We start from the raw sequence: 24,968 nt of genomic DNA, 5'->3' as shown, positions 1-24,968 counted from the left end.
CTTTCTTTTCCAGAGGTCAACTTCTTTTATTTCATTAGTGAATGCATTGGGTAAGATGCGTTTTTCACTTTTTCTTGAGAACATGTGTGGGATAAAGTTTTGCTGTAGAGAAATGATTCTATTGTGGGAGATGATTTTCTTGTTTTCTTGAGAGGCTATAAGGGATTGCTTGTATCAGTGTCTTTTATGATGACTTCGTTAAGAGCTTGGGTATTGATATAAGTTAGCTCAGTAATAGAATCATTTTGTATCGCACTTAATCTTTATTGACTATAGAGAGAATCCTATTAGACCGTAAAATATCATCGTTTAAGGCGGTTGATCTATGTAAGGATTTAAGCATACCGGTGTTTTCCGGTGTTTGTTATGAGAATATTTAAGGCAATGGTTTGTCTATAGACTTATATTGTGACATGTGATTCTCCTTAAAAAAATAGAGATCGACATCACATTGATTTATAAAGATCATTTGTTGTTTTGCGCCTTGAATGGAAGCTCTATCGTAGGATTTTCTCATTTCAAATTTTTCCCCATGTTGAATCAATGACAATCACTTGCTTTTCGGTCACAAGTGGGGCTGGCATGTGGGTGAAAACTCTATAAAAAAGGAAAAATGTTTATAATGAATATTTTCCAATGTAAGGATTGTTGTAACATTGGGTTAAGTGTATGCTGATGCCAGCGTGCTTTCTTATGAGCAGAAAAGAGAAAACCGTTACAAGACAGAAGGTGTATACATTCAATAACCTTTAGTGCTTTTATGATAAAGGTATATGAGACTTTTCTATGAATATCACGCTGTATTTTCATGTTTTTGAACTAAGAATTGTCTATATATTTTTCTTATTTTTGTGAATATAAGGGATTTGTTGCGAACAGCTTGTAAAAATAAGTAAACTTAAAACCAGATATGTTATGTGTGGGGGTGAGCAAAGTATTTTATCAAAGCCGGTACGATTCTCCAGTTCATAGCTGGTTTATGAATGATTTTATAGTGTTGCTTACCTAAGTTTATGATTTTTTTGTTATCTGTTCATCACTAGACAACATATTGATTTATATATATAATTCAGTTTTTTCATATTGGATTAGAACCCCGAATAACGTAAGATTCACTTATTTCAAATCTCTCTATCTAGAATCAATCAAAACCACTCGTTTGCACGTCACAAGTGGGATGAGTGTGTGGATAAAATTTGTATAAGAAAGGACTAGAAATGGTTCTTATGAATCGTCTTAAGAGCCAAGGGCTGTCGTAACACCCACGAGCTGGAAAATATAATGATGGTACCGGCTTGCTTCTTCACAAACGTAAGAGATGGGGGTGGTCAATGGATTTACCGTTATACTTTTCACGGGGGCCGCGAAATGGGCTTGGGAGCGTTGCTAGATGTTTCTTTAAAACAAGCCCGTGAATTGGCAATTGGGTGGGGTGCTGTTTTACGTGAGGGGCGTGACTCCATTAAAGAACGCGATAAACAAAAGCGTGAGGCAATGCGTAATCTTCATTATTTAAAAAACATTGCTTTAGATGCATTTGAAAGTCGTAAAGCTGAATTAAAAAGAGATGGTAAAGCTTGTGATTGGTTTTCACCCTTACGCCTTTATATTCTCCCTAAATTAGGCTGTCTACCCGTTTCAGAGATTACGCAAACAGAGATACGCAATACCCTTGCCTCTATTTGGCATGCAAAAGCTGCAACAGCAGATAAAGCACTGAAGCGTCTTAATCGTTGTCTTAAGCATGCGGTTGCTTTGGGTTTGGATGTTGATTTACAAGCAAAAAAAAGCACGCGCACTCTTAAGGTAAGCAACGCTATAAAACTATTAATAGACTAGCCATGGATTGGAAAGATGTTCCTGCCTTTTATCAGTTACTCTGTAAAACACAAAACATAACACGACTGGCTTTGCGTTTGCTTATCCTGACAGGCGTTCATACTAATCCTTTGCGTCATATTCGTGAAGATCAGATTGAAGATGATATCTGGACAATTCCTGCTGAGAATATCCAATCTTTAGCGGTTTGTTTGAAACAGAGATTGAGACTTTTAAGAGTTCTATGAATCATTCTAGATTTTATGTGTCCGATTGGAGTAAGAATATTGCGTATATCTCGTAATCTCTGAAATGAGAAACCTCATTTGGGAAAAATATGAAATTGAAAGGGGCAATGCTAACGTTCATTTTTATTGTTATTTTTTAAGTTAATTTTACAGCTTTCAAAAGTATTTGGAATGCCTTTTACAGAATGGAGATGATGGTTTTAGTTCATGCTTTTTTTATCGCGTTTTTTAATGGGGGGAATGCTTCTCATGCAAAATAGAGTGCCCAAGACAAAATATGCTTATGTTGTACTGTCACGCTTTTTTTAAAAGGAATATTTTTCAATATTTATGGCATCCATTTTATGACGGTGTTTTTGAATGTTCCAATGGTTTTGTAGAAGGGGGTAAATGGTAAAGTTTCGGTGTAGTGTATAAACGGCACTATGATCTTTACGCTTAATAAAAAAGCAAGCCCTGCCCTTACACATCTTGCCAGATTCCAATGTTGGTATATCCTTTGGTGCTTGAGACAGTGTCTCGCTCTTTTTGTACAGTTTTTACCCACAGATCAGCTCCGCTTGTGATTGACAAGCAAGTGATTTGATTAATTCAACATGAGAGCAATTTGAAATGAGTAATCTTACCATATTCAAGATTCTAATTTAATATGAATAATGCTAGATTATGATGATTAATCAGTTTGTTATCTATAAAGAAAGAAAATAAGGAGGAGGAATTTGTCGAAAAGTTAGATTGTTTATAGATTGGCGCTGGTTAAGAAACTTTGTCCTTAAGGGCAGAGAGGATGTTAAAAAATAAAACCAGCTTTTCGCTGGTTTTATCGAAATATCATCATTATGATGAAAGAGTGTATTATGCAGCGTAGACAGCTTTACTGTTTTCATCTGTTTCTTCTCTCTCAGTTTTAAACTCGCGTTCCGGCTTGTTGGAGAGATGCATCTCTATGAGATTGATAGCTTCTGTTTCAGAAAGACTATTAATAACCGCAATTTCGCGGGCCATTCTTTCAAGAGCAGCTGTATAAAGTTGGCGCTCAGAGTAAGATTGTTCAGGCTGTAGATTAGAGCGGAAAAGATCACGGACCACTTCGGCGATACAAATAAGATCTCCTGAGTTGATTTTAGCATCATATTCTTGTGCACGACGTGACCACATGGTCCGTTTAACGCGTGCTTTTCCCCGTAAAACTTTTAAGGCACGTTCGACAGAATCACTAGCAGATAATTTACGCATTCCAACGGAAAGGGCTTTTGCAATGGGGACTTTGACATCCATCTTATCTTTCGCGAAATGAATGACAAAAAGTTTTAATTTATGTCCTGCAACTTCTTGATCTTCAATCGCTATAATTTGTCCTACTCCATGCGTAGGGTAGACGATATATTCAGAGGTTGCAAATTCTTTGGTCTTGGAAGACGTTCCATGTTGGGATGCCATATTTTAGTTTACTCCCTTATGATCAACAAATGTATCGGAAAACAGGTTATAAACCTGAGGGTTGAGTTTTCTTTAACCAAGTATATTGTACCAATTAAGTGAGCATAAAAGCCGAGTACTTTTAAATCAAAAAAAAATACACCGCTTTACTATAACAAGCAAAGAAAAATACTTAGAAAGATGATCATGTTAAAATAACACTAACATCAAAATTTAAAAGAATCAATCATTTCGCTTAAGGATTTTTTATTTTTACAAGAGAAGTCTTTCAATCGTTGAAGGAGGAGAGTGTACACTTTATCATTACTCTTCGCCACTTCCTGGATTTTCTGAAAAATACTTTTCTAATTTATTTGGAACACCATCCATTTCTTTTGCTTGAGGAAGAGGATCTTTTTTGGTGGTTAGATTAGGCCATTTGTTTGCATAATGAAGATTGAGTTCTAACCACTTTTCTAATCCTGGTTCTGTATCAGGTAAAATCGCTTCTGCTGGGCATTCTGGCACGCAAACACCACAATCGATGCATTCATCGGGGTGAATAACAAGCATATTTTCCCCTTCATAAAAACAATCAACTGGGCAGACTTCAACGCAATCCGTATATTTGCAGTGAATGCAGTTGTCGGTTACTACGTGGGTCAAGATCAAACTCCATTTGTTACTTTAATTCTCTTTAGAGGAAAGTGTGTGCGTGTTTTTATGATTGGTGAGTTGATCGCGTAGTACAGCTAGTTTCGCAAAAGGTGAATCAGGATTAAGGCGCTTTTCTTTTTGAAAGGGCTTATGATTTGCATGTTTTCCTTGGGATTTGTGGAACTTATGAGAGCGTTTTGCTTGTGATGGTGCTTCTTGAGGGGAATTTTCATTTTTGTATTCCGCTTTTTTTACAGCGTTCTTCGATTTATTTTGCCACTTATTTCCTAATTTATCACGTTTTTTTTGTGCATGGTGGGGGAATTGATGCTTATAATGCCATAACAAAATAACTTTATCTTCTTCTGTAGAGCGCGGGGATTTGGCAAAATTCCCAACAGGTTCAGCTGCTGGTAAACGATTGGTTTTATGGAGATGTTTTTCAATACCAGAGGATGAAGTGTTTGGGAATGAGGTATTTTTTTCTTCTCGTGTTGTTTCTAAATCGCTTATTGTTTGCCATTGACTTCCAACGCATTCTGCTGCAGGAACATCTTGCATTGCCCTATTGACAGGGGAAGAGGCTTGGTGTGCAAAGAGATTTTGTTCAAAAACAGTATTGCTTATGCTGTACGATTGATAACCAAGTCCTTTGAGGATTTCTTCCATATCGTTTCCATTGGCCCCAAGAATGGACATCATGGCTGGTGTAACAAAAAAACTTTTGCCATCATAGGCTCCATCGGGTTTAGGATCACTTCCTTGTTTCCAATGAAGTGCGGGACGGATGAGATTGGCAAGACGTTCTAAAATATCAATCCGTACAGCACGTTGTCCTAAGATTCGGTAGCCGGCTAATTGATAAAATTGGCGGTTATAGGTAGGGTCAACAATTAAAGAGGTTCGACCAGCAGATAATGCTGAAAAAACTTCACCCAAACCAGTTTGATCTTGTCCCGCATTTTGAAGATTCCACAGGAGAGTAATGGCTTGAACCGGAGCAGGTTTAAGCATTCCGGCAACATAGATATGAAAAGCGCCAAAACGCACGCCTAGACGCCGAAGAACGGCACGTGATTCTTGCGCAAGGTTTTTGACAATGTCTAAGACTTCGCGGCGTGGTAAAATCCCTAAAGAGTTAAAAAGTTGTAAAGCAAGGCTGTTTGTTGAATCCGTTAAATTATCAGCATTGCGCAAATCAAACAGGGGTTTTAAAGTCGTTTCAAAATGAAAGGTGACAAAGCGTTCTAATCGTTTCACAACGTTATTGCGGGATTCTCCCGTGAGTTGTTCATCTGCTAAAACAATCAGTTTTGGTTTAAAAAAATCTTCTGTTGCTACAAGTTGTCCTACGGGTTGACCAATCCAGCGCACAATTCCATCAGAACTAAGGGTAAAATCTCCATTTGCAGAAGCACAAAAACGTGTCGCGCGTTTGGAAAAAGCAAGAATCAAATTCTCATTCTCTGTTGAAATTTGCTTCTCAGCTATTTGATCGGTACTGTTTTTGTTGGCATAAAAACGAAAACCTTCAAATTTACCCCTTCCGTGTTTTTCAATGAGAATATCATCTTGAAGAATCTCATTCTGTTGAACAATCTTGCTATCCATGATCATTTTCTTTCTCAGTGTGACACTGGTCAAAAGCTTTTTGCGACAATTTCATAATGGTGCTCTTTCTTTAACACGTTTGTTGCGTTTGCTTCAATCACTCTTGTCATTTTTTGCTGTTTCTTTGCGCCTTTAAAACTTGAATGATTCTTTTTTCATTCAGTTTTCATTCAGTTTGGATGCTTTATATTTGCAAATTACACTTATTAGTTGTATTGTAAAGCTAAAAGCATAAATAAATTCTTCAATTTAAAAGGAAACGGAACCGGTTATCAAAAAACGGCATTTCTTTTGCATGATCACTTTATTTTTTTGCTGTTTTGTCATGAAAAGTGAAGAGAAAGTTTTTTCAAATATTTCATAGGCTAAAAGGCATATTGTAAAGGCATTTTGCAGGTGAAATTGTGTCTTATGTCAAGAAGTTTTACCATGACAGTAAAAAAAACAATTGCGATTATAAAATTACACGTTAAAGTAGTGGTCACAGAAGTTAACAACTTTTGCGTTCTTTTTAAGCGAAGAACAATGATGTCGTTGCCAAATCAATTTTGATAATTTAATCGCAAGGGGTTATTATGGGTAATCTTTCAAATGCTGTTTATAAAAGCAGCAAAAATTATAGCGATGCAGACAAAAGCTTAGGACGTAATATGATGCGTTCTGCTATGCAAGCACCTTATCTTGAACGACAAAAAGAGCATGATTTGGCTCTGCGGTGGAAAGACAAACGTGATGATGATGCCATGCATCAAATTGCAGCGGCTCATATGCGTTTAGTGATTGCTATTGCTAATCGCTTTAAACGTTTCAAAATGCCATTGGGGGATTTGGTACAAGAAGGGTATGTGGGACTATTGGAAGCAGCTGCACGTTTTGAACCTGATCGGGAAGTGCGTTTTTCAACATATGCAACGTGGTGGATACGCGCTTCTATTCAAGATTATATTTTGCGAAATTGGTCAATCGTTCGAGGGGGAACGAGTTCTTCGCAAAAAGCACTTTTCTTTAATCTTCGGCGTTTGCGTGCAAAACTGATACAAGATGATAGTGCTTTGTCAAAACAGGATATTTTTCGCACAATCGCTGAAAAACTCGGTGTTTCCGTGCGCGATGTTGAAACGATGGATTTTCGTTTTTCCAGTTCTGATAATTCCTTGAGTGTTTCTGTTTCTGAGAACAGTGATAATCCCATTGCTAAGATGGATGTTTTGGTGGATGATAGTCCTCTTCCTGATGCTTTAATTGAGCAAGTCATTGATGGTCAACGGCGTACACAATGGCTTTACGATGCGTTGCAAATTCTCAACGAACGGGAGTTGGAAATTATTCGCTTTCGTCGCTTAAATGAAGAGGGGGCGACTCTCGAAGTTTTAGGTGAAAAGTTAGGAATCTCGAAAGAGCGCGTGCGTCAAATTGAAGCTAGGGCTTTGCAAAAATTGCGTTCTGCTCTCCTTACGGTTCATTCAGAAGACGCTTACGATATATAAGCAGTGAAAGGCTTTGGGGGGGAGGAAAGAGAATGTATTAAGTGGGGGCATATGAGAATATGATAAAGTCAGTTTTAGGGGGTGTTCATATTTGTTTAGGAATATGCCTCCTTGGGGGCGCTACTGATAAACAGAGGAAGATAGGGGGCTGTTAGTTGGAGGAAATATATATCAAACGGAGACCTATAAAGGCATGATGAAGTTGGATTTTAAAGTGTTCCTCTTTATTTTCGAATTTGCTTTAAGGGGGAGGGCGTGATAGAGACAGAAAAGAATCAAAACTGTAACGGATGAGAAGAAAGGCTTATTCTGTAATAATTTTCACTTTTGTACCTGCGGGTAAAGTTTGCGTTGGTGAGAGGGCGTTGAGGATGCGAAAGAGTTTTTCTTTATATGGTGTGTATTGCATTTTATCTGCAAGATTGGCAACGGTTTCTCCTTGTTTAACACGGACAACACGGATTTTTAAGGGCTGCAATTTTTTTAACTGTGAAGATGAAAGAGAATGAAAGCTTTGTAGCGTTTTTTGGGCAACCTCTGCAAAATTTCGAGAATTATATGGAGCGGCCGTCAAAAAACGAAAGATGTGGTTGTTGAATGGAATGACAACCACATCAAATTGCCATTGATCATTGGTAGCATAGGCCCGCGCTCCAAGTAAACTTTGGCTTTGGGATTCTTGGCGCATAAATTCTTGATTGGGGAGCCCTTGAATTGTGATGGGGCGGATAGATGATTGATCTAGACCGATAATCCAGCCGCTTTTCAAATAATCACTCGCAGATATTTCAGCAGGATGTGGAATAGCATCAAAACGAATCGCAATTTTATCTGGTCCACTGGCCCAAACAGTGTGTGCTGAATGTTCTATTGTAAAATTGTTTGGAACAGAAAAAGCTATGCGCAATTGTGGGTGAATAAATTGGTTGCCTCGTACAAAACCTGTATAAAAGCCTCCTCCAAAAATTATGCCATCAATGCTTTTGAGAAAAGAATCATGATCGGATATTTTACTATTCCCTTTACTGATTTTACGCGCTTTTTCTATCGCAAGCCGAATGCGTTGAGGGGTAGTTGGGTGAGAGGCTAAAAAATCTAGAGAGGCATTTTGGGTGCCAGAGATATTACGAAAAGCACTGTAGGCTTCCATTGTTTGAAGAAAGCGTGGTGAAGCAAAAGGATCATATCCTGATTGTTGGAGCATTTCGAGCGCAAGGGAGTCAGCTTCCAGCTCTTGATTGCGGGAAAATTGCGCGAGTTGTTGCTTGTTTTGCATAGGGTTATGAAGTTTTTTGCCAATAGAAGAAAGAAGACGTGAAGACATGTGATTGGTCATCTTTAATTGGGCTTCTTTTTGCAGGCGTAAAATGCCATGATTGGCTCTGATATGTGCTATCTCATGGGCTAAAATGGCTGCAACTTCTGAAGAATCATTGGCTAATGCCAGCATACCACGAGTGATGTAGATCGAGCCGTTGGGGAGCGCAAAAGCATTGATAGTTTCTGAGTTTAAAATTGTTACAGAATAGCTTTGATGAGAACTATGGGATGCAACTGCTAGTTTACGGACAATCTTTGCTAAAAGCTGTTCAAGTTTTGCATCATGATAAGCGCCACCATACATTTGCAAAATACGTGGGTGTTGCAGAGCGCTTAATGTGACATAGATATTGTGGTTGTTGGTACGTTTGATCGTTTTAGAAGAAGTGGAAGAAAGCCTATCATTTTGAGAAAGTGGTGTATGACAAGCCGAAAGGAGAAACGTTAGACTTATGAAAGTTGCTTTATACAGGCAAGAGCGAAAAAGAAAATTGCGGTGAAAAATGGGGTGCGTTGGACCATGGTGCACATTATTTCTGCAGAGTAATTTGGCAAATTGCATTTGTATCTTTGTATCGTATGTTTTTTTAAGAAAGGCATTAGGGATAAGGATTCGTTTGGCTATATCATGCTTTTTGTTTATAAAAAATGACTCTCACTTATAAAAAGATGCACTGTAAAGAAAATTTTGTGAAAGGCAAAGTATGGCATGACAACATTTACGATATTATTAAATGGGGATGTTCATATCACTGATCGTTTGCTTAATCAAATTCAAAACAGTCGGGTAATTGCTGCTGATGGTGGTATGCGTCATGCGGCAGCGCTTAATGTGACGCCTGAGTTGTGGTTAGGGGATTTTGATTCATCAGATGAGAACTTAATACGTCAATATAGTCATGTTCCGCGTGAAGTTTTTCCCTCTGATAAAGATATGACAGATAGTGCTCTGGCATGTGAAAGAGCGCTGCAAAATGGCGCTAAAAAGCTTATTTTGTGTGGTGCTTTGGGAGGGGAGCGAAGTGATCATAGCCTTTCTCATATGACGCAAGCGTTGATGATGGCTGAAAGGGGTATTTCAGTGTTGTTGACAAGCGGTTTGGAAGAAGGTTGGCCGGTTTTGTCAAAACCTTGTTCGTATGATTTGCCTAAGGGATGTTTGTTTAGTATTATCGGTTTTTCTGATTTAAAAAGTTTGACTCTTAAAGGGGTAAAATGGCCAATTTGTGACAAAAATGTGTCATTTGGCTCTTCTTTAACACTTTCTAACCGTATTTGTGGAACCTTTTCTTGCCATTTAGGTTCTGGAAAAGCTATATTGTTAGCGTCTGTACCTATTCCATAAAGCTCTTCCAATATATTTTGAATAAGGCAGGGGGGGGCCTAGTGATGAAGTGCCGACATAAACGATATATGTATTGATCTTGAGAAGGAAAGGTTTTGATATGTTAAAATCAATTTTTAAAGTGGCCGTTGTTTCAGCCATTGGTTTCAGTTCAGTCGCTTGTACTACAAACGATGAACGCGTTGCACGTTACGGCGTAGGAGGAGCAGCAATCGGTGCTTTGGCTGGAACTGCTATTGCTGGAAGTACGCCTGGAGCAGCACTTACCGGTGCAGCATTTGGTGCTTTGGCTGGAACAGTAACAGGTGCAGCTGCAAATCAAAGAAAACAACAAAGACAGGTATCACAATTGTGCACGTATCGTGGTCGTAGAGGGCATGTTTACCAAGCACCTTGTGGACAGAGAGTCCCTGTACGGCAATTGTGTGCTTACCGTGATGCAAGAGGGGTGATGTATAAAGCACCTTGTCCGCGCCGCGTTCGTTAATGGCGGTGCCGCTTCTGCGGCTTGACCGCATTTTCTTAAATTTTGGAAAAACGCCTTTGCTCAATCAAGCTTCTTTATCGGTTGAGCAGGGGGCGCGTATTGCGCTGGTCGGCCGTAATGGTTGTGGAAAGTCGACCTTATTAAAAATTGCCGCAGGAATATTAGAACCTCATGGTGGCGAAATTTTTCGCCACCCGCGAGTAACGCTCCGTTATGTCTCACAAAATCCGGATTGTTCAGGATTTGAAGATATTAATGCTTATATGGAAGCGGGGCTGGATGATATATCTGATGTTCAGTGGATTAATACGCTTCGCACAAATTTAAGGTTTTCTGGGACGGAAAAATTGGAAACGCTTTCGGGAGGCGAAAAGCGGCGTGTTTCATTGTTACGGGCCATTGCTGCAAAACCCGATATTTTGTTCTTAGATGAACCAACCAATCATCTTGATTTACCAACTATTGAATGGCTGGAAGCTGTTTTGGCTTCTTTGCGTTCAGCGATTGTGGTGATTTCCCATGATCGACGATTTTTAGAAAATGTTACACGGTCAACGGTATGGCTTGATCGTGGCACAACCAAAAGACTGGAAAAGCGTTTTTCTGAGTTTGAAAATTGGCGTGATAAAGCACTGGAAGAAGAAGCCATCGAACAGCATAAATTGGGGCGCCAAATTGCTCGTGAAGAGCAATGGTTGCGTTATGGCGTGAGCGCACGGCGTAAGCGTAATGTACGGCGCTTAGGCGAATTAAAAGACTTAAGACAGCGTCATCAAACCTATAAAGGGCAGCCAGGAAATGCACTTTTGACAGCAGCAAAAAGTCATGATTCTGGGCAATTGGTGCTTGAAGCAAAGAAAATTTCAAAATCCTATGGTGATCGCATTATCGTGAAAGATTTCTCTTTGCGCATTCAGCGGGGTGATCGAATCGGTTTGGTAGGACCCAATGGAATCGGAAAGACAACGCTCCTTTCTGCATTAATTGGGCAAGAAGCCGTGGATAGTGGAACGGTGAGGCATGGCTATAACCTCTCTATGGCATTGCTTGATCAGCAACGTATTTTAAATGAAGAAGAAACTTTAGCGCATTATTTAACGGGAGGAAGAGGTGATACTCTTGTGATCAATGGGCTGGAGCGGCATGTCGTTTCTTATATGAAAGACTTTTTATTTTTACCGGAACAAGCTCGCACTCCCCTTAAAGAATTTTCAGGGGGAGAAAGAGCACGCCTCATGCTTGCACGACTTCTTTCTCGTCCTGCAAACTTTTTGATTCTTGATGAACCGACCAATGATTTGGATATGGAAACTTTGGATTTGTTGCAAGAATTTATTGCTGATTTTGCGGGGACAGTATTGTTGGTCAGCCATGACAGAGACTTTTTAGATCGTACTGTAACGCATATGTTGGCACCTCAAGGTGATGGTCATTGGGTTTTGTATGCGGGCGGCTATAGTGATATGATGGCGCAAAACCAGCATGCTCTTCGCTTACAACGCAAAAGAACAGAATTATCGCAGCGTAAAGCACCTTCAAAATCTCATGCGGGAGAGCTTTCAAAACAGGATACATCAATAGATCATAGCTTGATAGGGCGAGAGAAAAAAACACGAAGTAAATTGTCTTATAAGCAGGTTTATGCATTGGAAAAATTGCCTGAAGAAATTGCTGTTTTACAGGACGAAATCAAAAAAATTGAGCAAGAACTCTCTGATCCAGCCCTTTATCGCAGTGATAAAGAGCGTTTTGAGCGTTTATCAACAACGTTGGAAAAAAAGAAAAATACTTGCACACAAAAAGAAGAAGAATGGTTAGAACTTGAAATTTTACGCGAAGAAATGGAAGCGTGTTCACGGTAATGTTTTAGATATTAATATCTAAGCATTTTAATTTGTATTGCATCATCGCTTTTCTTTGATTTGTTACAAGAGTTTTTGGCTGATTTAGCGGGAATAGTGTTGTTGACGAGTTATGACAGAGACTTTTTAGATCGCACTGTAACATATAGCACCTTAAGGCGATGGTCATTGGGATTTGTATATGGGGGGACAGTGATATGATAGCGCAAAACAAGCATGCTCTGAGCTTACAAGGCAAAGAAACAAAACTACCTTTGCCGTGAGTTTTTTCAAAATTTCGTATATGGAAGTACGCGAATTCCCTTGCATACCTTGCCAGTCCCCAATGTTGCTTGCAGCTCCTTTGGAATTTGAGAGCATTCGTAAGAAACATGCCCTTGTCTTTACCTTATATCCTAAATACACCAACCCCACTTATGACGGAAAAGCAAATGATCCTTATTAATTCTAACGTGAGAAGTGTTGTGATGAGGAAAGCTGTTTGTATTCGATGTTATGATTTGAGTTTAAAAATGATGATTTGTTAAGATAAATCAATGTGTTATTGCAACATTTCTAGGAGGAGAAAATGATGGCAATTAAAACAAAGCGAACAATTTCCACATTGATCAGTTTAGAAGATGCAGCTGAACTGTCTTCTTATTTCCTCCGTAATGCGAATCATCTGCGTCCTTTTGAACCTGTTAGATCTGATGATTACCATACCCTAACAGCTTGGGAAACACGAGCCAATGCATTTGCTTGTGAAAGTGCACAGGGACAAGCATACCGATATGCTGTACGATTAAAAAATGAAAATACAGTCATCGGTGTTGTGAATTTTACAAATGTGGTTCGGGGTGTTTTTCAAGCCTGTCATCTTGGTTTTTCTCTTGATGAAAAACAACAAGGCAAAGGTCTCATGTGTGAGAGTTTATCGGCTCTAATACGCCATATCTTTCATGTTTATCATCTGCATAGAGTGATGGCAAATTATAGACCTGAGAACATAAAAAGCGAACGTTTATTAAAACGCCTTCATTTTGAAAAAGAAGGCTATGCCAAAGACTATTTGATGATTTCTGGAAAATGGAGAGATCACATTCTAACCTCTCGAATCAATGATCTTTATGAGTCCGTTAATAGATTCGAATAAAGTTTTGTTAAGGGTCTTTTTATCAAATGTGTAAATATGCTGCACTTTTCCCTATCCTAAAAGACGAAGATCCTTAACCACCTCTTCTTTTGTAAACAGTTCAGACTCTCGTTTAGCGGATTTCAACGGCTGACCGCTTTCATATGTTTCTTTTCGTAGATAATAAATTGATTTATCATCATAATTCATTTTTTTCAATTTGAAGAGAGTCCTCAATATCGGAAGACTTTCTCATTTCAAATTTATTGATGTTTAATCATAAAAACACCTCTCTTGCACATCACAAACTGAGTTGGCATAGGTTGGCATACAAGTGAGGGTTTATGTGGATAAAAATTATTGAAGAACAAGAATAAAAATTCTCTGTATAAATCCTTTTAAATGTGAGGGCTGTTGCAATATTGTGTATTCTGTGACCGATAGTCTCGTTACAAGTTACACAAACGGCTTATTGTTGGGTGAAATTTTTATACATTCATTTATTTTTTGCCATTTGTTTTTTGTATTTTCTTTTCTTAAGAAAATTTCCAATGTTATCAATGGTTTTAATTCATACCAAGCGCATTTTTATAAAGTTCAATGATTGCTTCTTCTTCCATTCTCTCATGCTCTTCTTTTTTACGCAGCCGTATAATGCTTCGAACAGCTTTACTATCAAAACCAGAGCCTTTAAGTTCAGTGTAAACGTCTTTAATATCATCAGAAATGGTTTTTTTCTCTTCTTCTAGTCGTTCAATACGTTCGATAAAAGAGCGTAATTGGTTTACGGATATAGCGTGTGTTTGATCGGTTACTGTATCGTTCATTGTATTTTTCTCCAAGTTATATATTTTAAGTTGTTTTTCGACGACGAATTTATGTTAAAAAAGCTTGAAAACAAAAAGTAAATCAAGCTACACAGCTTTTTTACAAATTGACTTTAAATATTTTGTAAAATTTTTAAGATATATGCATTGATAAAAGGGCTATAAAAAGAAAAATATAAAAATATACGTTTTAGATTTGAAAAGCTTTAAAAAAAGAAATGTGTAATTTGTTTTGAGAATTTGGCATTATAGAGGAAGTTTTGTGATTTTAAAAAAGCGATATTGGGTGTTTCAGAAAGGATTAAAAGTTTTTCTCTTGAGCATTTTGCTCTTGTTTCCCCTTGTTGTTTTTGCAAAAGCTGACTTTAGAGTTTGTAATACAACCCAACAGTCTGTAGGGGTTGCTCTTGGATATCGTACATTTTCAGGGTGGGTGAGCGAAGGTTGGTGGACGGTACCAGTGACGGAATGTAAAACTTTAATTGAGGGGCCCCTTGCTTCACGGTTTTATTATTTTTATGCGGAAGGGGCACAAAAAAAAGGGAACTGGGCAGGCTCTGTGACCATGTGTGTGCAAGATAGCCAATTTACTATTCAAGGGGTTCATGATTGTTTCCCTCGAGGATATCAAAAGGCTGAATTTAAAGAGATCGATACCGGAAATCAAACCAGTTGGATGGTACAGTTGACGGATGAGTCTTTGTTAAACAATTCAGTTATACCTTCTCTTTCAGGAAATTCTCCACCGTGAAACGTGCACGTAAAGTAAAAATTATTGCGACTCTTGGTCCTTCTTCTTTTTCTCGTTTGATGATTGAGAAGCTTTTTAGGGCAGGAGCAGACGTTTTTCGTCTTAATATGAGCCATACTGATCGTGATATGCTGGGTGATTTGGTCGAGTCTATACGAGAAGTTGAAAAAACAGTTCGACGCCCCATTGGTATTTTGGTGGATCTTCAGGGGCCAAAACTGCGTGTGGGGCGTTTTGCTAAGGGGCAAGAAGATTTGCGTGTTGGGCAAAGCTTTACATTAGATAATCGCGATGTTCTTGGCGATGCGCAGCGTGTTTTTTTCCCTCATGAGGATGTATTTTCGGCTGTTAAACCAGGGGACCGGTTGTTGATTGATGATGGAAGGGTGGAACTGCGTGCGCAAGTTTGTGATGATCACTTTGTACAGTGTCGCGTGGTTGCTGGTAGCCGTATTTCTGATCGAAAGGGTGTCAGTTTTCCCGATACAATTTTGCCTTTTGATTCGATGACGTCAAAAGATAAGGAGGATCTTCAGGCTCTTTTACAGCAGCCTGTTGATTGGGTTGCTCTTTCTTTTATTCAACGTCCAGAAGATATTATGGCGGTGCGTCAGTTGACGAAAAGTAAGGTGTCTTTGATGGCTAAAATCGAAAAGCCTCAAGCCTTGGAGCATATAGAGAAGATTATTGAAATTTCCGATGGTATTATGATTGCACGGGGTGATCTCGGTGTGGAAATGCCTCTGGAAAAGGTCCCTGCTCTTCAGATGGAGTTGATAAAAGCTTGTCGTTTAGCTGGAAAACCGGTTGTGGTGGCAACACAAATGCTCGAATCAATGATCACATCTCCTGTTCCCACACGCGCAGAAGTGTCGGATGTTGCTACAGCAGTTTATGCAGGAACAGATGCGGTGATGTTGTCTGCTGAATCTGCTTCTGGTCGTTATCCTGAAGAAGCTGTGCTTATGATGGACCGAATCGCGCGACAAATCGAACAGGATCACACTTATGCCGCTCAGGTTGGAGCACAACATCCAGCACCAGAATCAACAGGAACGGATGCGATTTCTCTTGCTGCGCGTCAGATTGCTGAAACACTTGCTCTATCCGCTATCGTTGCCTATACGGCTTCAGGAACAACGGGGGTGCGCGCCTCTCGTGAACGCCCTAATAGACCGATTATTGCTTTATCGCCCATTGTGGAAACAGCAAGGCGTTTGGCTTTAGTTTGGGGGCTTCATTGTGTGGTCACGCAAGATGCTCGCAATTTAGAAGATATGGTTGATCGAGCAGCAGCCATTGCATTTCAGGAAGGCTTTTGCCAAGGAGGGGATCGTTTCCTTGTAACAGCCGGTGTTCCTCTTGGAACGCCCGGTGCGACAAATCTCTTGCGTATTGCTTCTGTCTCTCAAGATGGAACGAAAGGGATTTGAGCCGTTTACGCATGGTGTTTTTTCATGCGCCTTTGAACAGGCTTTAAAAACAACGGGTGTGCGCTTCTTGTGAATGCCTCCATAGACCCATTATTCTTTTATCTCCTATCGTAAGATAGCAAGGTGTTGCATTAGGTCGTCCAGTTTGGGGATGGAAGCAGATGCGGTGATGTTGTCTGTTGATTTTGTTTTAGTTCTGAGGAAACTGCTTTTACGGTAGGCATTTAATGGGAGCCCCCCTTTTATTTCATTGAGACAGATTGGGGATTGCTTTATTGATGTTTATACGAGCGAGATGTTTATTGATAATGAGAGTTCATTCTTTCGCTTTTTGGATAAGAGCCTTGAAATTTTTCCCATTTTAAACTTTTGCAAACAGAATTGAATAAAGTTAAAATTATGTGCCTAAAAAATCGTACTGGTATGTTATGAGAAAAAGTGATGGGTGAATGTGTTTTTAAAATATGCTTTGTCGAAGCATTTGCAACATATTGATTTATAATGATAATTTATCGTTATTAAACTTGAATTAGAACCCCGAATTCCGTAAGATTCTCTTAAATTTATTTATGTTTTGTTAATCAGAACTCTTTGTTTGTACATCACAAGCGGGTGGGTTTTATGGGAAAAAGCTGTACAAGAAAGGCGTCCCTCTTATGAATCGTTTTACGAGCCAAGGGGGCTATCGCAATATTGAGGGCTGACTATAATGATGATGCCGACTTGCTCTTTCTTTTATTAAGCTTGGAGATTTTAAGGGGTGGGGAGAGAAATATGGATTATTTGTTATAAGGATAAAAATAGCGGTAGAGAATGTTTTCAAGAGCTATTATTGTCGTTTATGATGTTTGAAGTTGTCTCAGATTAACATACTCTTCGGGTTTGACTTTTTTCCTGCTCTAAAGGATGAAAATACTTAATTCACGCTGGTTTATAAATGATACGGTTCTTTTCGGTGGGTTTCATCGGATGGACATCTCAGGTGCAAAGACTCCATGGTGCTTATAGTATCAAATAGCGGTGTTTTTACGGTATAATAGATAAGGTTATTTTTTAATATATATTGAATCTGCTTGATATTATCTAAGGGGCAAGGATTTTTGGGCATGCATTCATAGGGAACATGAATATAGCTCTTTTTTTCGAAGGGTGCTTTATTTGTTTGTTGCTGTTGTCATTTATATGATTTTTTTACAATGATGTTGATTTTGTTATCTTATTGCGCGGTTAAAAGACATCTCATTTGAAATGTGGTGATATAAGGCAGTCTCCTTGATATAGGAAGCGTTTGTGCGGAGGTGAAATATTCAGGGTAGGGCTTTCTTGTTGAGGTTTAAGTTAATCCCATAAGTCGTGAGTAGCTGGAATCCTTCCTATAAAAAACCAGACTGTTTACACACTGGTGTGGGTTTAAGAATTTTTATCCTGTGAGATGTGGCGGACAAGTCAAATCTCTGGTTTATTACGCGCTGATGTACTTTTTAGAAATCTTCCTGTTCCTGTTCTTGTTCTTGAAGGTTTGTGCAGTTTTGATCATCTTTGAGCAATTGGTTGGTGAGATTTTCAATGCGTTGTGTGGTGTCACGCATAATTTTCCCCATGGTACGGTCTCTTTCGTTGTGGAGTCGTAAAAGAGTATTGTAGTCTTCTTGTAATTTTTTATTTTCTCGTTTTATTTCTTCCATTTCATCGATAATCATTATGCCAGCCATAACCGATAAACGATGGTCGCCAATTTCACCAAAATTGTTCTTTAAATGTGTGATATATTGATCTAATTGAGCAGCAAGCGCAATAAGACGACGTTCTTGTCCTTTGTCACAAGCCATGCGATAAACTTTACCATCAATGGTAACGGAAACAGTTTCCATACATTCAAACCTTTATCTATCAATGACAACACGAATTGTTTCCATTGCTTTAATAAGACGTTTGGAAACTTCTTTGTTTACGGACTCTAAGCGTTCAATTTGGGCTTCAGCTTTGTCAAGCGCTTGGGCAAGATGGCTGCGGTCAGCATTCATTCGTTGGATTTCTTCTTCCCATTCGTTATTTTTATCAATAACGGCATTGCGGTTTATTATGGTGATCTCTAAAGTTCTAAGTGCCTTTTCTAGGTGCTCTAAAGCATCTTGTAGAACTGTAGTCTCTTGGTTCATTGCTTTTATCCTTTGGGTAATTGTATCCTTTATCAATGTGTTATGCAAAAACGAATCACTTTCACTCTTGTGTTGTGTGCATTTTATTTTTAAGTATGTAGGATATTTTAGCAAGCAAAGCAGGGGATAGATATAAATTAAAAGCTGGATTTTTTGCGCGTATTGGCATAAATGACATGGATATACAGAACGCGTGAGGGGAATGTTATTAATATTATTGAAGTGGTGGCAAAAAGTCTCACGCTAATGGTTAGAAAATAGTATTTCTTGAGAATTTTAAGAGAATACGGAAAAAGCAACAGAATAACGTATTTAACGAAATGGTCGATTATTCATGACAAACACCCACCAACAGAATCAGATGGCCAATGCTATCCGTTTTCTTGCTATTGATGCGATTGAAAAAGCAAATTCTGGTCATCCGGGCTTGCCAATGGGAGCAGCCGATATTGCTACGGTTCTTTATACAAGATTCCTTGCTCATGACCCCAAAAAACCTCGCTGGCCTAACCGTGATCGTTTTGTGTTATCAGCAGGACATGGGTCTATGTTGCTTTATGCTCTCTTGTATCTTTCTGGTTATGAAGATATTGGCATTGAAGATCTCAAAAATTTTCGCCAATTAGGAGCAAAGCTTGCTGGGCATCCAGAATATGGGCATGTGGCAGGAATCGAAACAACGACTGGTCCTCTCGGACAAGGATTGGCTAATGCCGTGGGGATGGCTCTTGGAGAGCGTTTGCAAAATGCCCGTTTTGGTGATCTTATCAACCATTACACTTATGCGTTGGTAGGCGATGGATGCCTTATGGAAGGGATATCTCAAGAAGCACTTTCCCTTGCCGGTCATTTGAAACTCAATAAGCTTATTGTGTTGTGGGACGATAATAATATTTCTATCGATGGAGAGATTTCCCTTGCTGACAGTACAGATCAGATTGCGCGTTTTAAGGCATCTGGTTGGGAGACACATAAAGTCAATGGGCATGATCAAGCAGCAATTGCGCGGGCTATTGAGGCGGCACAAAATTCCGATAAACCAACTTTGATCGCTTGTAAAACAACAATTGGTTTTGGAGCACCCAATAAAGCGGGTACCAATAAAGTTCATGGAGCCCCTTTGGGCGCACGAGAAATCACTGAAACCCGTATCGCTTTAGGGTGGGATGCTGAGCCTTTCGTTATTCCAGCCGATATTCTCGATAATTGGCGCTTGGCTAGTCTCAATGCTGCTAAAAAACGCCAAAAATGGGAAGAAAAATTTGCTGATCTTCCTGTCTCAGAGCGTGTGGAGTTTGAAAGATTGATGCGGGGCGATCTCGTGGGCGGATTTGATGGCGCTATTGATACTTATAAACAGAAATTGGTTGAAGAGCGCCCCGTTGTTGCTACGCGTAAAGCTTCGGAAATGGCTCTTGAAGTGATCAATGAAGTCGTTGTTGAGACTATTGGTGGTTCGGCTGATTTAACCGGATCTAATAATACAAAAAGTAGCCAGATGAAAAGTATCTCTGCTGAAGATTTTTCAGGGCGCTATCTGCATTATGGAATTCGCGAACATGCAATGGGAGCTGTGATGAATGGTCTTGCCCTTTATGGCGGCTTTATTCCTTATGGGGGAACCTTTTTATGCTTTTCTGACTATATGCGTCCTGCTATGCGTTTGTCTTCTCTCATGGGGTTGCGGGTGATTTATGTCATGACTCATGATTCTATTGGTCTTGGTGAGGATGGTCCGACCCATCAACCCGTAGAGCATTTGGCATGCCTGCGTGCAATGCCTAATCATTTTGTGTTCCGTCCTGCAGATGCTATGGAGACAGTCGAGTGTTGGCAATTGGCTTTGAAAGCATGCGGGACGCCTTCTACCTTGGCTTTAAGTCGACAAAATCTACCGCTTTTGCGTCAAGAGTATGAAGAAGAAAATCTCTGTATGCTTGGTGCTTATGAATTCCTAACAGCTAGCGATGATGCACAAGTGACGCTGTTTGCTTCTGGTTCAGAATTGCAAATTGCAGTGGAGGCACATGCGGTGTTAGAAGAAAAAGGCATCCCAACGCGTGTGGTTTCTGTGCCTTGTTTTGAACTTTTTTCTCAACAATCTCTCTCCTATCAGCGTGCTCTTATTGGAGAGGCGCCGATTAAAGTTGCCATTGAGGCCGCTGTTCGGCAAGGATGGGACCGTTTTATTGGCTGTGATGGTATCTTTATTGGCATGGATGGCTTTGGAGCAAGTGGAACGATTGATGCCCTTTATGCGCATTTTAATATTACTTGGGAAAATGTCGTTGCCACCGTTGAAAAAGAGCTGGAAAAGATCAAAGAGCAAAGTACAAAATGACAGCTTTGTGTTGTCATGAGTGGGTTTGGTCGTAGGCATCTATTTTGTACAGTGTTGTGGATGATCTTGTGCATTACTGTGGATAAGTGAGTGAGTGATCAAGATATTGACGTTATAGGAATTAATGATTTTGGATTGGTGAAATACCCATTTATTGTGTTTTAAATGTTGTGCTTTTAAAAATTGATGAGGAAACATGTGAAATGACAGTTCGTGTTGCAATTAATGGGTTTGGTCGTATTGGTCGCAATATTTTACGTGCGCTTGTGGAAAGTGGACGACAAGATATTGAAGTGGTTGCAATTAATGATTTGGGATCGGTGGAAACAAATGCCCATTTATTACGCTATGATTCAGTTCATGGGCGTTTCCCTGGGATCGTTAAGGTGGTAGGGGATGCTATTGATGTAGGGGGTGGTTTAATAAAGGTATGCGCAGAGCGTGATCCTGCTCAATTGCCTTGGAAAGATTTGGATATCGATATTGCTTTGGAATGTACGGGTATTTTTACTGCGCGTGATAAAGCAAGTGCTCATTTAGATGCGGGGGCAAAGCGTGTTCTTATTTCTGCGCCTTCTGAAGGAGCAGATCTTACGGTCGTCTATGGGGTTAATCATCAATCTTTAAGCAGCGAGCATCGCGTTGTTTCAAATGCTTCTTGTACAACCAATTGTTTGGCGCCTGTTGCACAAGTTTTGCATAACACAGTGGGTATTGAAAAGGGCTTTATGACAACAATCCATTCTTATACGGGTGATCAACCTGTATTGGATACAATGCATCAGGATCTTTATCGTGCACGTGCGGCAGCTCTTTCTATGATTCCTACATCAACAGGAGCAGCAAAAGCTGTGGGACTGGTCTTGCCAGAATTAAAGGGGTTGCTTGATGGTGTATCGATTCGTGTTCCGACCCCTAATGTTTCTGTGGTTGATTTGACATTTATCGCTAAGCGTTCCACAACAATCGAAGAAATTAATACAGCTATTGCTACTGCTGCACAAGGTTCTTTGAAGGGCGTTTTGGACACGACAGAAGAAAAGCTCGTGAGTTGTGATTTTAATCATAATCCTCATTCAGCTATTTTCCACAATGATCAAACCAAAGTGATTGATGGTAAGCTCTGTCGCGTTCTGGTTTGGTATGATAATGAATGGGGCTTTTCTAACCGTATGAGTGATACGGCAGTGGCTTTTGCTCAGACAATATAAGAGGACCTCAGGGTCCTCTTTTTATAAGGAAAAGTCTCATTTTTGTGCAATTTTGAGAAAAACAGTTAGAGGCTGTTGTTCTCATGCGCTAGAGAGAAGAGGCTATTGAAACATTGATGATGTGTTTTGTTTTAATACTGTGTCAATACGTGCTTTTAAAAGATGAATGAAAGAGTAAACTTTAAAAAGTAAGATCTGAACGAGATACCCTTTGAGAAAACGTTAGAAAACAGGAGATGTAAACTCTTTTTCCTAGAAGTAAAAGGAAGCTTTAATAGAGATCAAGTTGAGCCAATGCATTTGTTTGCCACAATGGAATATGAAGATTAAGAGCAATGGTGGGCTTTTGTACATTTGACGATAAAAGCTTTGGCTTTTCAAACAGAGGGTGAGAGATGGGCTGTCGTGGATCTCTTGTAAAAGCAAAGAGGGGGGGATAAGTGGAAAGAAAAGTGGGCAGGGTTGTTGGATGCGTTTTTATTTGAAACAATGGAAAGTGAAGAGGAAGCAGTGATGGGGTTTCGTACACTTGATGATGTTGATGTTTTGGGTAAACGTGTTCTGGTGCGCGTAGATTTTAATGTTCCTATGGCGCAAGGTAAGGTATGCGATGAGACGCGTCTTGTGCGACATAAAGAGACACTCGTTGAGCTACAAAAGCGTGGTGCTAAACTTATTCTGCTTTCTCATTGTGGTCGCCCCAAAGGAAAGGTAGAGCAAGAGTTTTCACTCCGTCCTGTTGTGCAAGTGCTGGAAAAGATCATTAATCAGCCGGTTGCTTTTGCTCCTGACTGTATCGGTTCGGCGGTGCAGGTTGCAGTTGAGTCATTACAAAATGGTGGTGTTTTACTGCTTGAAAATGTTCGTTTTTATGCTGGTGAAGAAAAGAATGATTGTTCTTTTGCAGAAGCTTTGGCTCATAATGGAGATCTCTATGTTAATGATGCTTTTTCAGTTTCTCATCGTGCCCATGCTTCGGTGGAGGGAATAACGCATTTGTTGCCTTCTTATGCAGGACGCTCTTTGCAAGGTGAATTGCAGGCATTAGAAAAAGGACTTGGCAATCCAGCACGTCCTGTGGTTGCCCTTGTGGGAGGAGCAAAGGTTTCTAGTAAGCTTTTTGTGCTCAATCATTTGGTGGAAAAAGTTGACTCCTTAATTATTGGTGGGGGGATGGCTAACAGTTTTTTAGCTGCGCAAGGTATCCATGTAGGGAAATCACTGTGTGAACATGCATTGATGGAAACGATAAAAAAAATTATTAAAAAAGCGCGAGAGTGTCACTGTACGCTTCTGCTCCCTCAGGATGCTGTTGTGGGATTTCGTTTTGAAAAAGATGCACCGCATCGTCTTTATGACATTGAAGATATTCCACAAGATGGCATGATATTGGATATTGGGACGCGCTCTATTGCGCATATCAATGCTGCGATAGATGAAGCTGCTACTCTTGTGTGGAATGGACCCCTTGGTGTTTTTGAGATGCCTCCCTTTGATAAGGGAACCATTGCCGTTGCACGCCATGCAGCAGAACGTAGTTTGACGGGAAAGTTGGTTTCAATTGCGGGAGGGGGCGATACGGTTTTTGCCCTTAATCATGCCGGTGTTGCCAATGATTTTACTTATCTTTCGACTGCTGGAGGAGCTTTTTTGGAATGGATGGAAGGTAAGGTTCTTCCTGGTATTCTTGCCCTTATGCAGGCTTAAAGGGCTTCTTTGAAGGGGAAGGTTAAAGAAAAACTATACGGTCGTGTAGAGTGTTTTGATAGTGTTGCGCATTTTTAGAAATTAAGACAAAATAAGAGGAATTTTTTATGAATGAACGGCTTGAAGATATTGCACTTGCTTTGGTGCATGCGGGTAAAGGTATTTTGGCGGCAGATGAAAGTACGGCGACCATTGGAAAGCGTTTTGAAAGCATTGGTGTTGAATCCAATGAAGATAAGCGCCGTGCTTATCGTGAAATGCTTTTTAGTACAAAAGAAGCGATGGAAAACGCCATCTCTGGGGTTATTTTATTTGATGAAACCATTCGGCAAAAAGCATCAACTGGGAAAATGTTGACGGATCTTATTCGGGATTCAGGCGCTTTGCCAGGGATTAAAGTTGATACCGGTGCAAAACCCTTGGCTGCTTTTCCCCAAGAGACAATTACCGAAGGGTTGGATGGTCTTCGTGAGCGGCTAAAAGATTATTATGCTTTGGGAGCACGTTTTGCTAAATGGCGTGCGGTAATTGCTATTGATGAATACACTTTGCCAACAAGAGGCGCCATAAGACAAAATGCACAAGCTCTTGCACGCTATGCTGCCTTATGTCAGGAGTTCAATATTGTGCCCATTGTTGAGCCGGAAGTGTTGATGGATGGATCATCGTGTGGGCATTCAATTACACGCTGCTTTGAGGTGACACGCACTGTTTTGCAGGCTGTCTTTAAAGAATTGTTTGAAGCTCGTGTTCTTTTGGAGGGGATGATTTTAAAGCCCAATATGGTGATTGATGGAAAGGATGCACGCAAGGCTTCTGTTGAAGAAGTTGCTGAAAAGACCGTCCAAGTGCTTAAACAGACTGTTCCTGCTGCTGTTCCAGGAATTGCTTTTCTTTCTGGAGGGCAGTCTGATCAGGAAGCAACGGCGCATTTATCTGCTATGAATTCTTTGGGCGTATTGCCTTGGAAATTGACCTTTTCCTATGGACGAGCACTGCAAGCAGCTGCCTTAAAAGCATGGGCGGGAAAAGATGAAAATATTGCTGTTGCACAGAAGGCCTTTCGTCATCGGGCTCGGATGAACCATCTTGCGGCTTTGGGACAATGGACAAAAGAACAAGAAAAAGCGTGCGCTTGAAGCACAAGCCCTGTTTTTAAATGCGGAGAGAT

The 24,968-nt window shown here is 39.9% G+C and carries 18 protein-coding genes and 1 pseudogene; 12 read left to right on the top strand and 7 right to left on the bottom strand.

All coding sequences use genetic code 11. The features are described 5' to 3' along the window. Window positions 1–1,295 precede the first annotated feature (1,295 nt). Window positions 1,296–2,015 (top strand): annotated as a pseudogene (locus tag ACFINH_RS02535) (tyrosine-type recombinase/integrase); the annotation flags it as partial. Window positions 2,016–2,921: 906 nt separating this feature from the next. Here the strand turns inward: ACFINH_RS02535 and ACFINH_RS02530 are convergent. From ACFINH_RS02530 to ACFINH_RS02520, 3 genes are all read right to left on the bottom strand, one after another. Further along, entirely contained in the window at window positions 2,922–3,506 is a 585-nt protein-coding gene (locus ACFINH_RS02530; RefSeq protein WP_273790499.1) for a CarD family transcriptional regulator, read from the bottom strand. A 303-nt stretch (window positions 3,507–3,809) separates the two neighbouring features. Continuing rightward, window positions 3,810–4,151, bottom strand: coding sequence for a ferredoxin FdxA (fdxA, locus tag ACFINH_RS02525; RefSeq protein ID WP_015856977.1), 342 nt, complete (start codon window positions 4,149–4,151; stop codon window positions 3,810–3,812). A 21-nt stretch (window positions 4,152–4,172) separates the two neighbouring features. After that, on the bottom strand, window positions 4,173–5,753 hold the full coding sequence (locus ACFINH_RS02520; protein ID WP_375621010.1) for a hypothetical protein: 1,581 nt from the start codon (window positions 5,751–5,753) through the stop codon (window positions 4,173–4,175). Between the two features lie 575 nt (window positions 5,754–6,328). Here ACFINH_RS02520 and ACFINH_RS02515 point away from each other — a divergent pair. Next, complete coding sequence (locus tag ACFINH_RS02515) at window positions 6,329–7,240, top strand: RNA polymerase factor sigma-32 (protein WP_015856975.1); 912 nt, start codon at window positions 6,329–6,331, stop codon at window positions 7,238–7,240. A 304-nt stretch (window positions 7,241–7,544) separates the two neighbouring features. Here the strand turns inward: ACFINH_RS02515 and ACFINH_RS02510 are convergent, their stop codons facing one another. Further along, the gene (locus ACFINH_RS02510; RefSeq protein WP_375621009.1) at window positions 7,545–9,122 is read right to left on the bottom strand and encodes a M48 family metalloprotease; all 1,578 of its coding nucleotides are present in this window, start codon (window positions 9,120–9,122) and stop codon (window positions 7,545–7,547) included. A gap of 147 nt (window positions 9,123–9,269) precedes the next feature. On the opposite strand from ACFINH_RS02510, the gene ACFINH_RS02505 reads away from it, so the two are divergent. The 4 genes from ACFINH_RS02505 (at window position 9,270) to rimJ (ending at window position 13,389) form a co-directional block, all read left to right on the top strand. Continuing rightward, the gene (locus tag ACFINH_RS02505; protein WP_375621008.1) at window positions 9,270–9,905 is read left to right on the top strand and encodes a thiamine diphosphokinase; all 636 of its coding nucleotides are present in this window, start codon (window positions 9,270–9,272) and stop codon (window positions 9,903–9,905) included. Window positions 9,906–10,005: 100 nt separating this feature from the next. Next, entirely contained in the window at window positions 10,006–10,392 is a 387-nt protein-coding gene (locus tag ACFINH_RS02500) for a hypothetical protein (protein ID WP_273790493.1), read from the top strand. After that, window positions 10,392–12,254, top strand: coding sequence for an ABC-F family ATP-binding cassette domain-containing protein (locus tag ACFINH_RS02495; RefSeq protein ID WP_375632094.1), 1,863 nt, complete (start codon window positions 10,392–10,394; stop codon window positions 12,252–12,254). Before ACFINH_RS02500 ends, ACFINH_RS02495 begins: the two co-directional genes overlap by 1 nt. A gap of 571 nt (window positions 12,255–12,825) precedes the next feature. After that, entirely contained in the window at window positions 12,826–13,389 is a 564-nt protein-coding gene (gene rimJ / locus ACFINH_RS02490; RefSeq protein ID WP_375632093.1) for a ribosomal protein S5-alanine N-acetyltransferase, read from the top strand. Between the two features lie 545 nt (window positions 13,390–13,934). On the opposite strand, the gene ACFINH_RS02485 is transcribed toward rimJ, so the two are convergent. Next, complete coding sequence (locus tag ACFINH_RS02485) at window positions 13,935–14,195, bottom strand: DUF2312 domain-containing protein (RefSeq protein WP_005774567.1); 261 nt, start codon at window positions 14,193–14,195, stop codon at window positions 13,935–13,937. A gap of 262 nt (window positions 14,196–14,457) precedes the next feature. Between ACFINH_RS02485 and ACFINH_RS02480 the strand changes: the two genes are divergently transcribed. Both ACFINH_RS02480 and pyk read left to right on the top strand, forming a co-directional pair. Beyond that, window positions 14,458–14,946, top strand: coding sequence for a DUF1036 domain-containing protein (locus ACFINH_RS02480; protein WP_273790491.1), 489 nt, complete (start codon window positions 14,458–14,460; stop codon window positions 14,944–14,946). Then, window positions 14,943–16,379 (top strand): pyruvate kinase, encoded by a 1,437-nt coding sequence (pyk, locus tag ACFINH_RS02475; protein WP_375613187.1) that lies wholly within the window; start codon window positions 14,943–14,945, stop codon window positions 16,377–16,379. The genes ACFINH_RS02480 and pyk overlap by 4 nt, the downstream gene beginning before the upstream one ends. A gap of 1,481 nt (window positions 16,380–17,860) precedes the next feature. Here the strand turns inward: pyk and ACFINH_RS02470 are convergent. Together ACFINH_RS02470 and ACFINH_RS02465 are read right to left on the bottom strand one after the other, a co-directional pair. Next, complete coding sequence (locus ACFINH_RS02470; protein ID WP_375629691.1) at window positions 17,861–18,250, bottom strand: cell division protein ZapA; 390 nt, start codon at window positions 18,248–18,250, stop codon at window positions 17,861–17,863. Window positions 18,251–18,262: 12 nt separating this feature from the next. Beyond that, window positions 18,263–18,538: a DUF4164 domain-containing protein gene (locus ACFINH_RS02465; RefSeq protein ID WP_005774573.1), complete on the bottom strand. Its 276-nt coding sequence runs from the start codon at window positions 18,536–18,538 to the stop codon at window positions 18,263–18,265. A 334-nt stretch (window positions 18,539–18,872) separates the two neighbouring features. On the opposite strand from ACFINH_RS02465, the gene tkt reads away from it, so the two are divergent. From tkt to ACFINH_RS02445, 4 genes are all read left to right on the top strand, one after another. Further along, complete coding sequence (gene tkt / locus ACFINH_RS02460; RefSeq protein WP_375632064.1) at window positions 18,873–20,879, top strand: transketolase; 2,007 nt, start codon at window positions 18,873–18,875, stop codon at window positions 20,877–20,879. Window positions 20,880–21,082: 203 nt separating this feature from the next. Continuing rightward, a complete protein-coding gene (gap, locus tag ACFINH_RS02455) occupies window positions 21,083–22,090 on the top strand; it encodes a type I glyceraldehyde-3-phosphate dehydrogenase (protein ID WP_375632063.1) in 1,008 nt (335 codons plus the stop codon). Between the two features lie 513 nt (window positions 22,091–22,603). After that, entirely contained in the window at window positions 22,604–23,797 is a 1,194-nt protein-coding gene (locus ACFINH_RS02450; RefSeq protein WP_375632092.1) for a phosphoglycerate kinase, read from the top strand. Window positions 23,798–23,904: 107 nt separating this feature from the next. Beyond that, window positions 23,905–24,936 carry a class I fructose-bisphosphate aldolase gene (locus ACFINH_RS02445; protein WP_375632062.1) on the top strand — a complete coding sequence of 344 codons (1,032 nt, stop codon included), beginning with the start codon at window positions 23,905–23,907 and terminating at the stop codon, window positions 24,934–24,936. The last annotated feature ends 32 nt before the right edge of the window (window positions 24,937–24,968 follow it).

This window comes from Bartonella sp. AA74HLJMH (genome assembly GCF_042197045.1).
Classification (GTDB): domain Bacteria; phylum Pseudomonadota; class Alphaproteobacteria; order Rhizobiales; family Rhizobiaceae; genus Bartonella.
The sequence above is the reverse complement of the archived record's forward strand: the minus strand, read 5'-3'. Positions and strand labels throughout refer to the sequence as shown.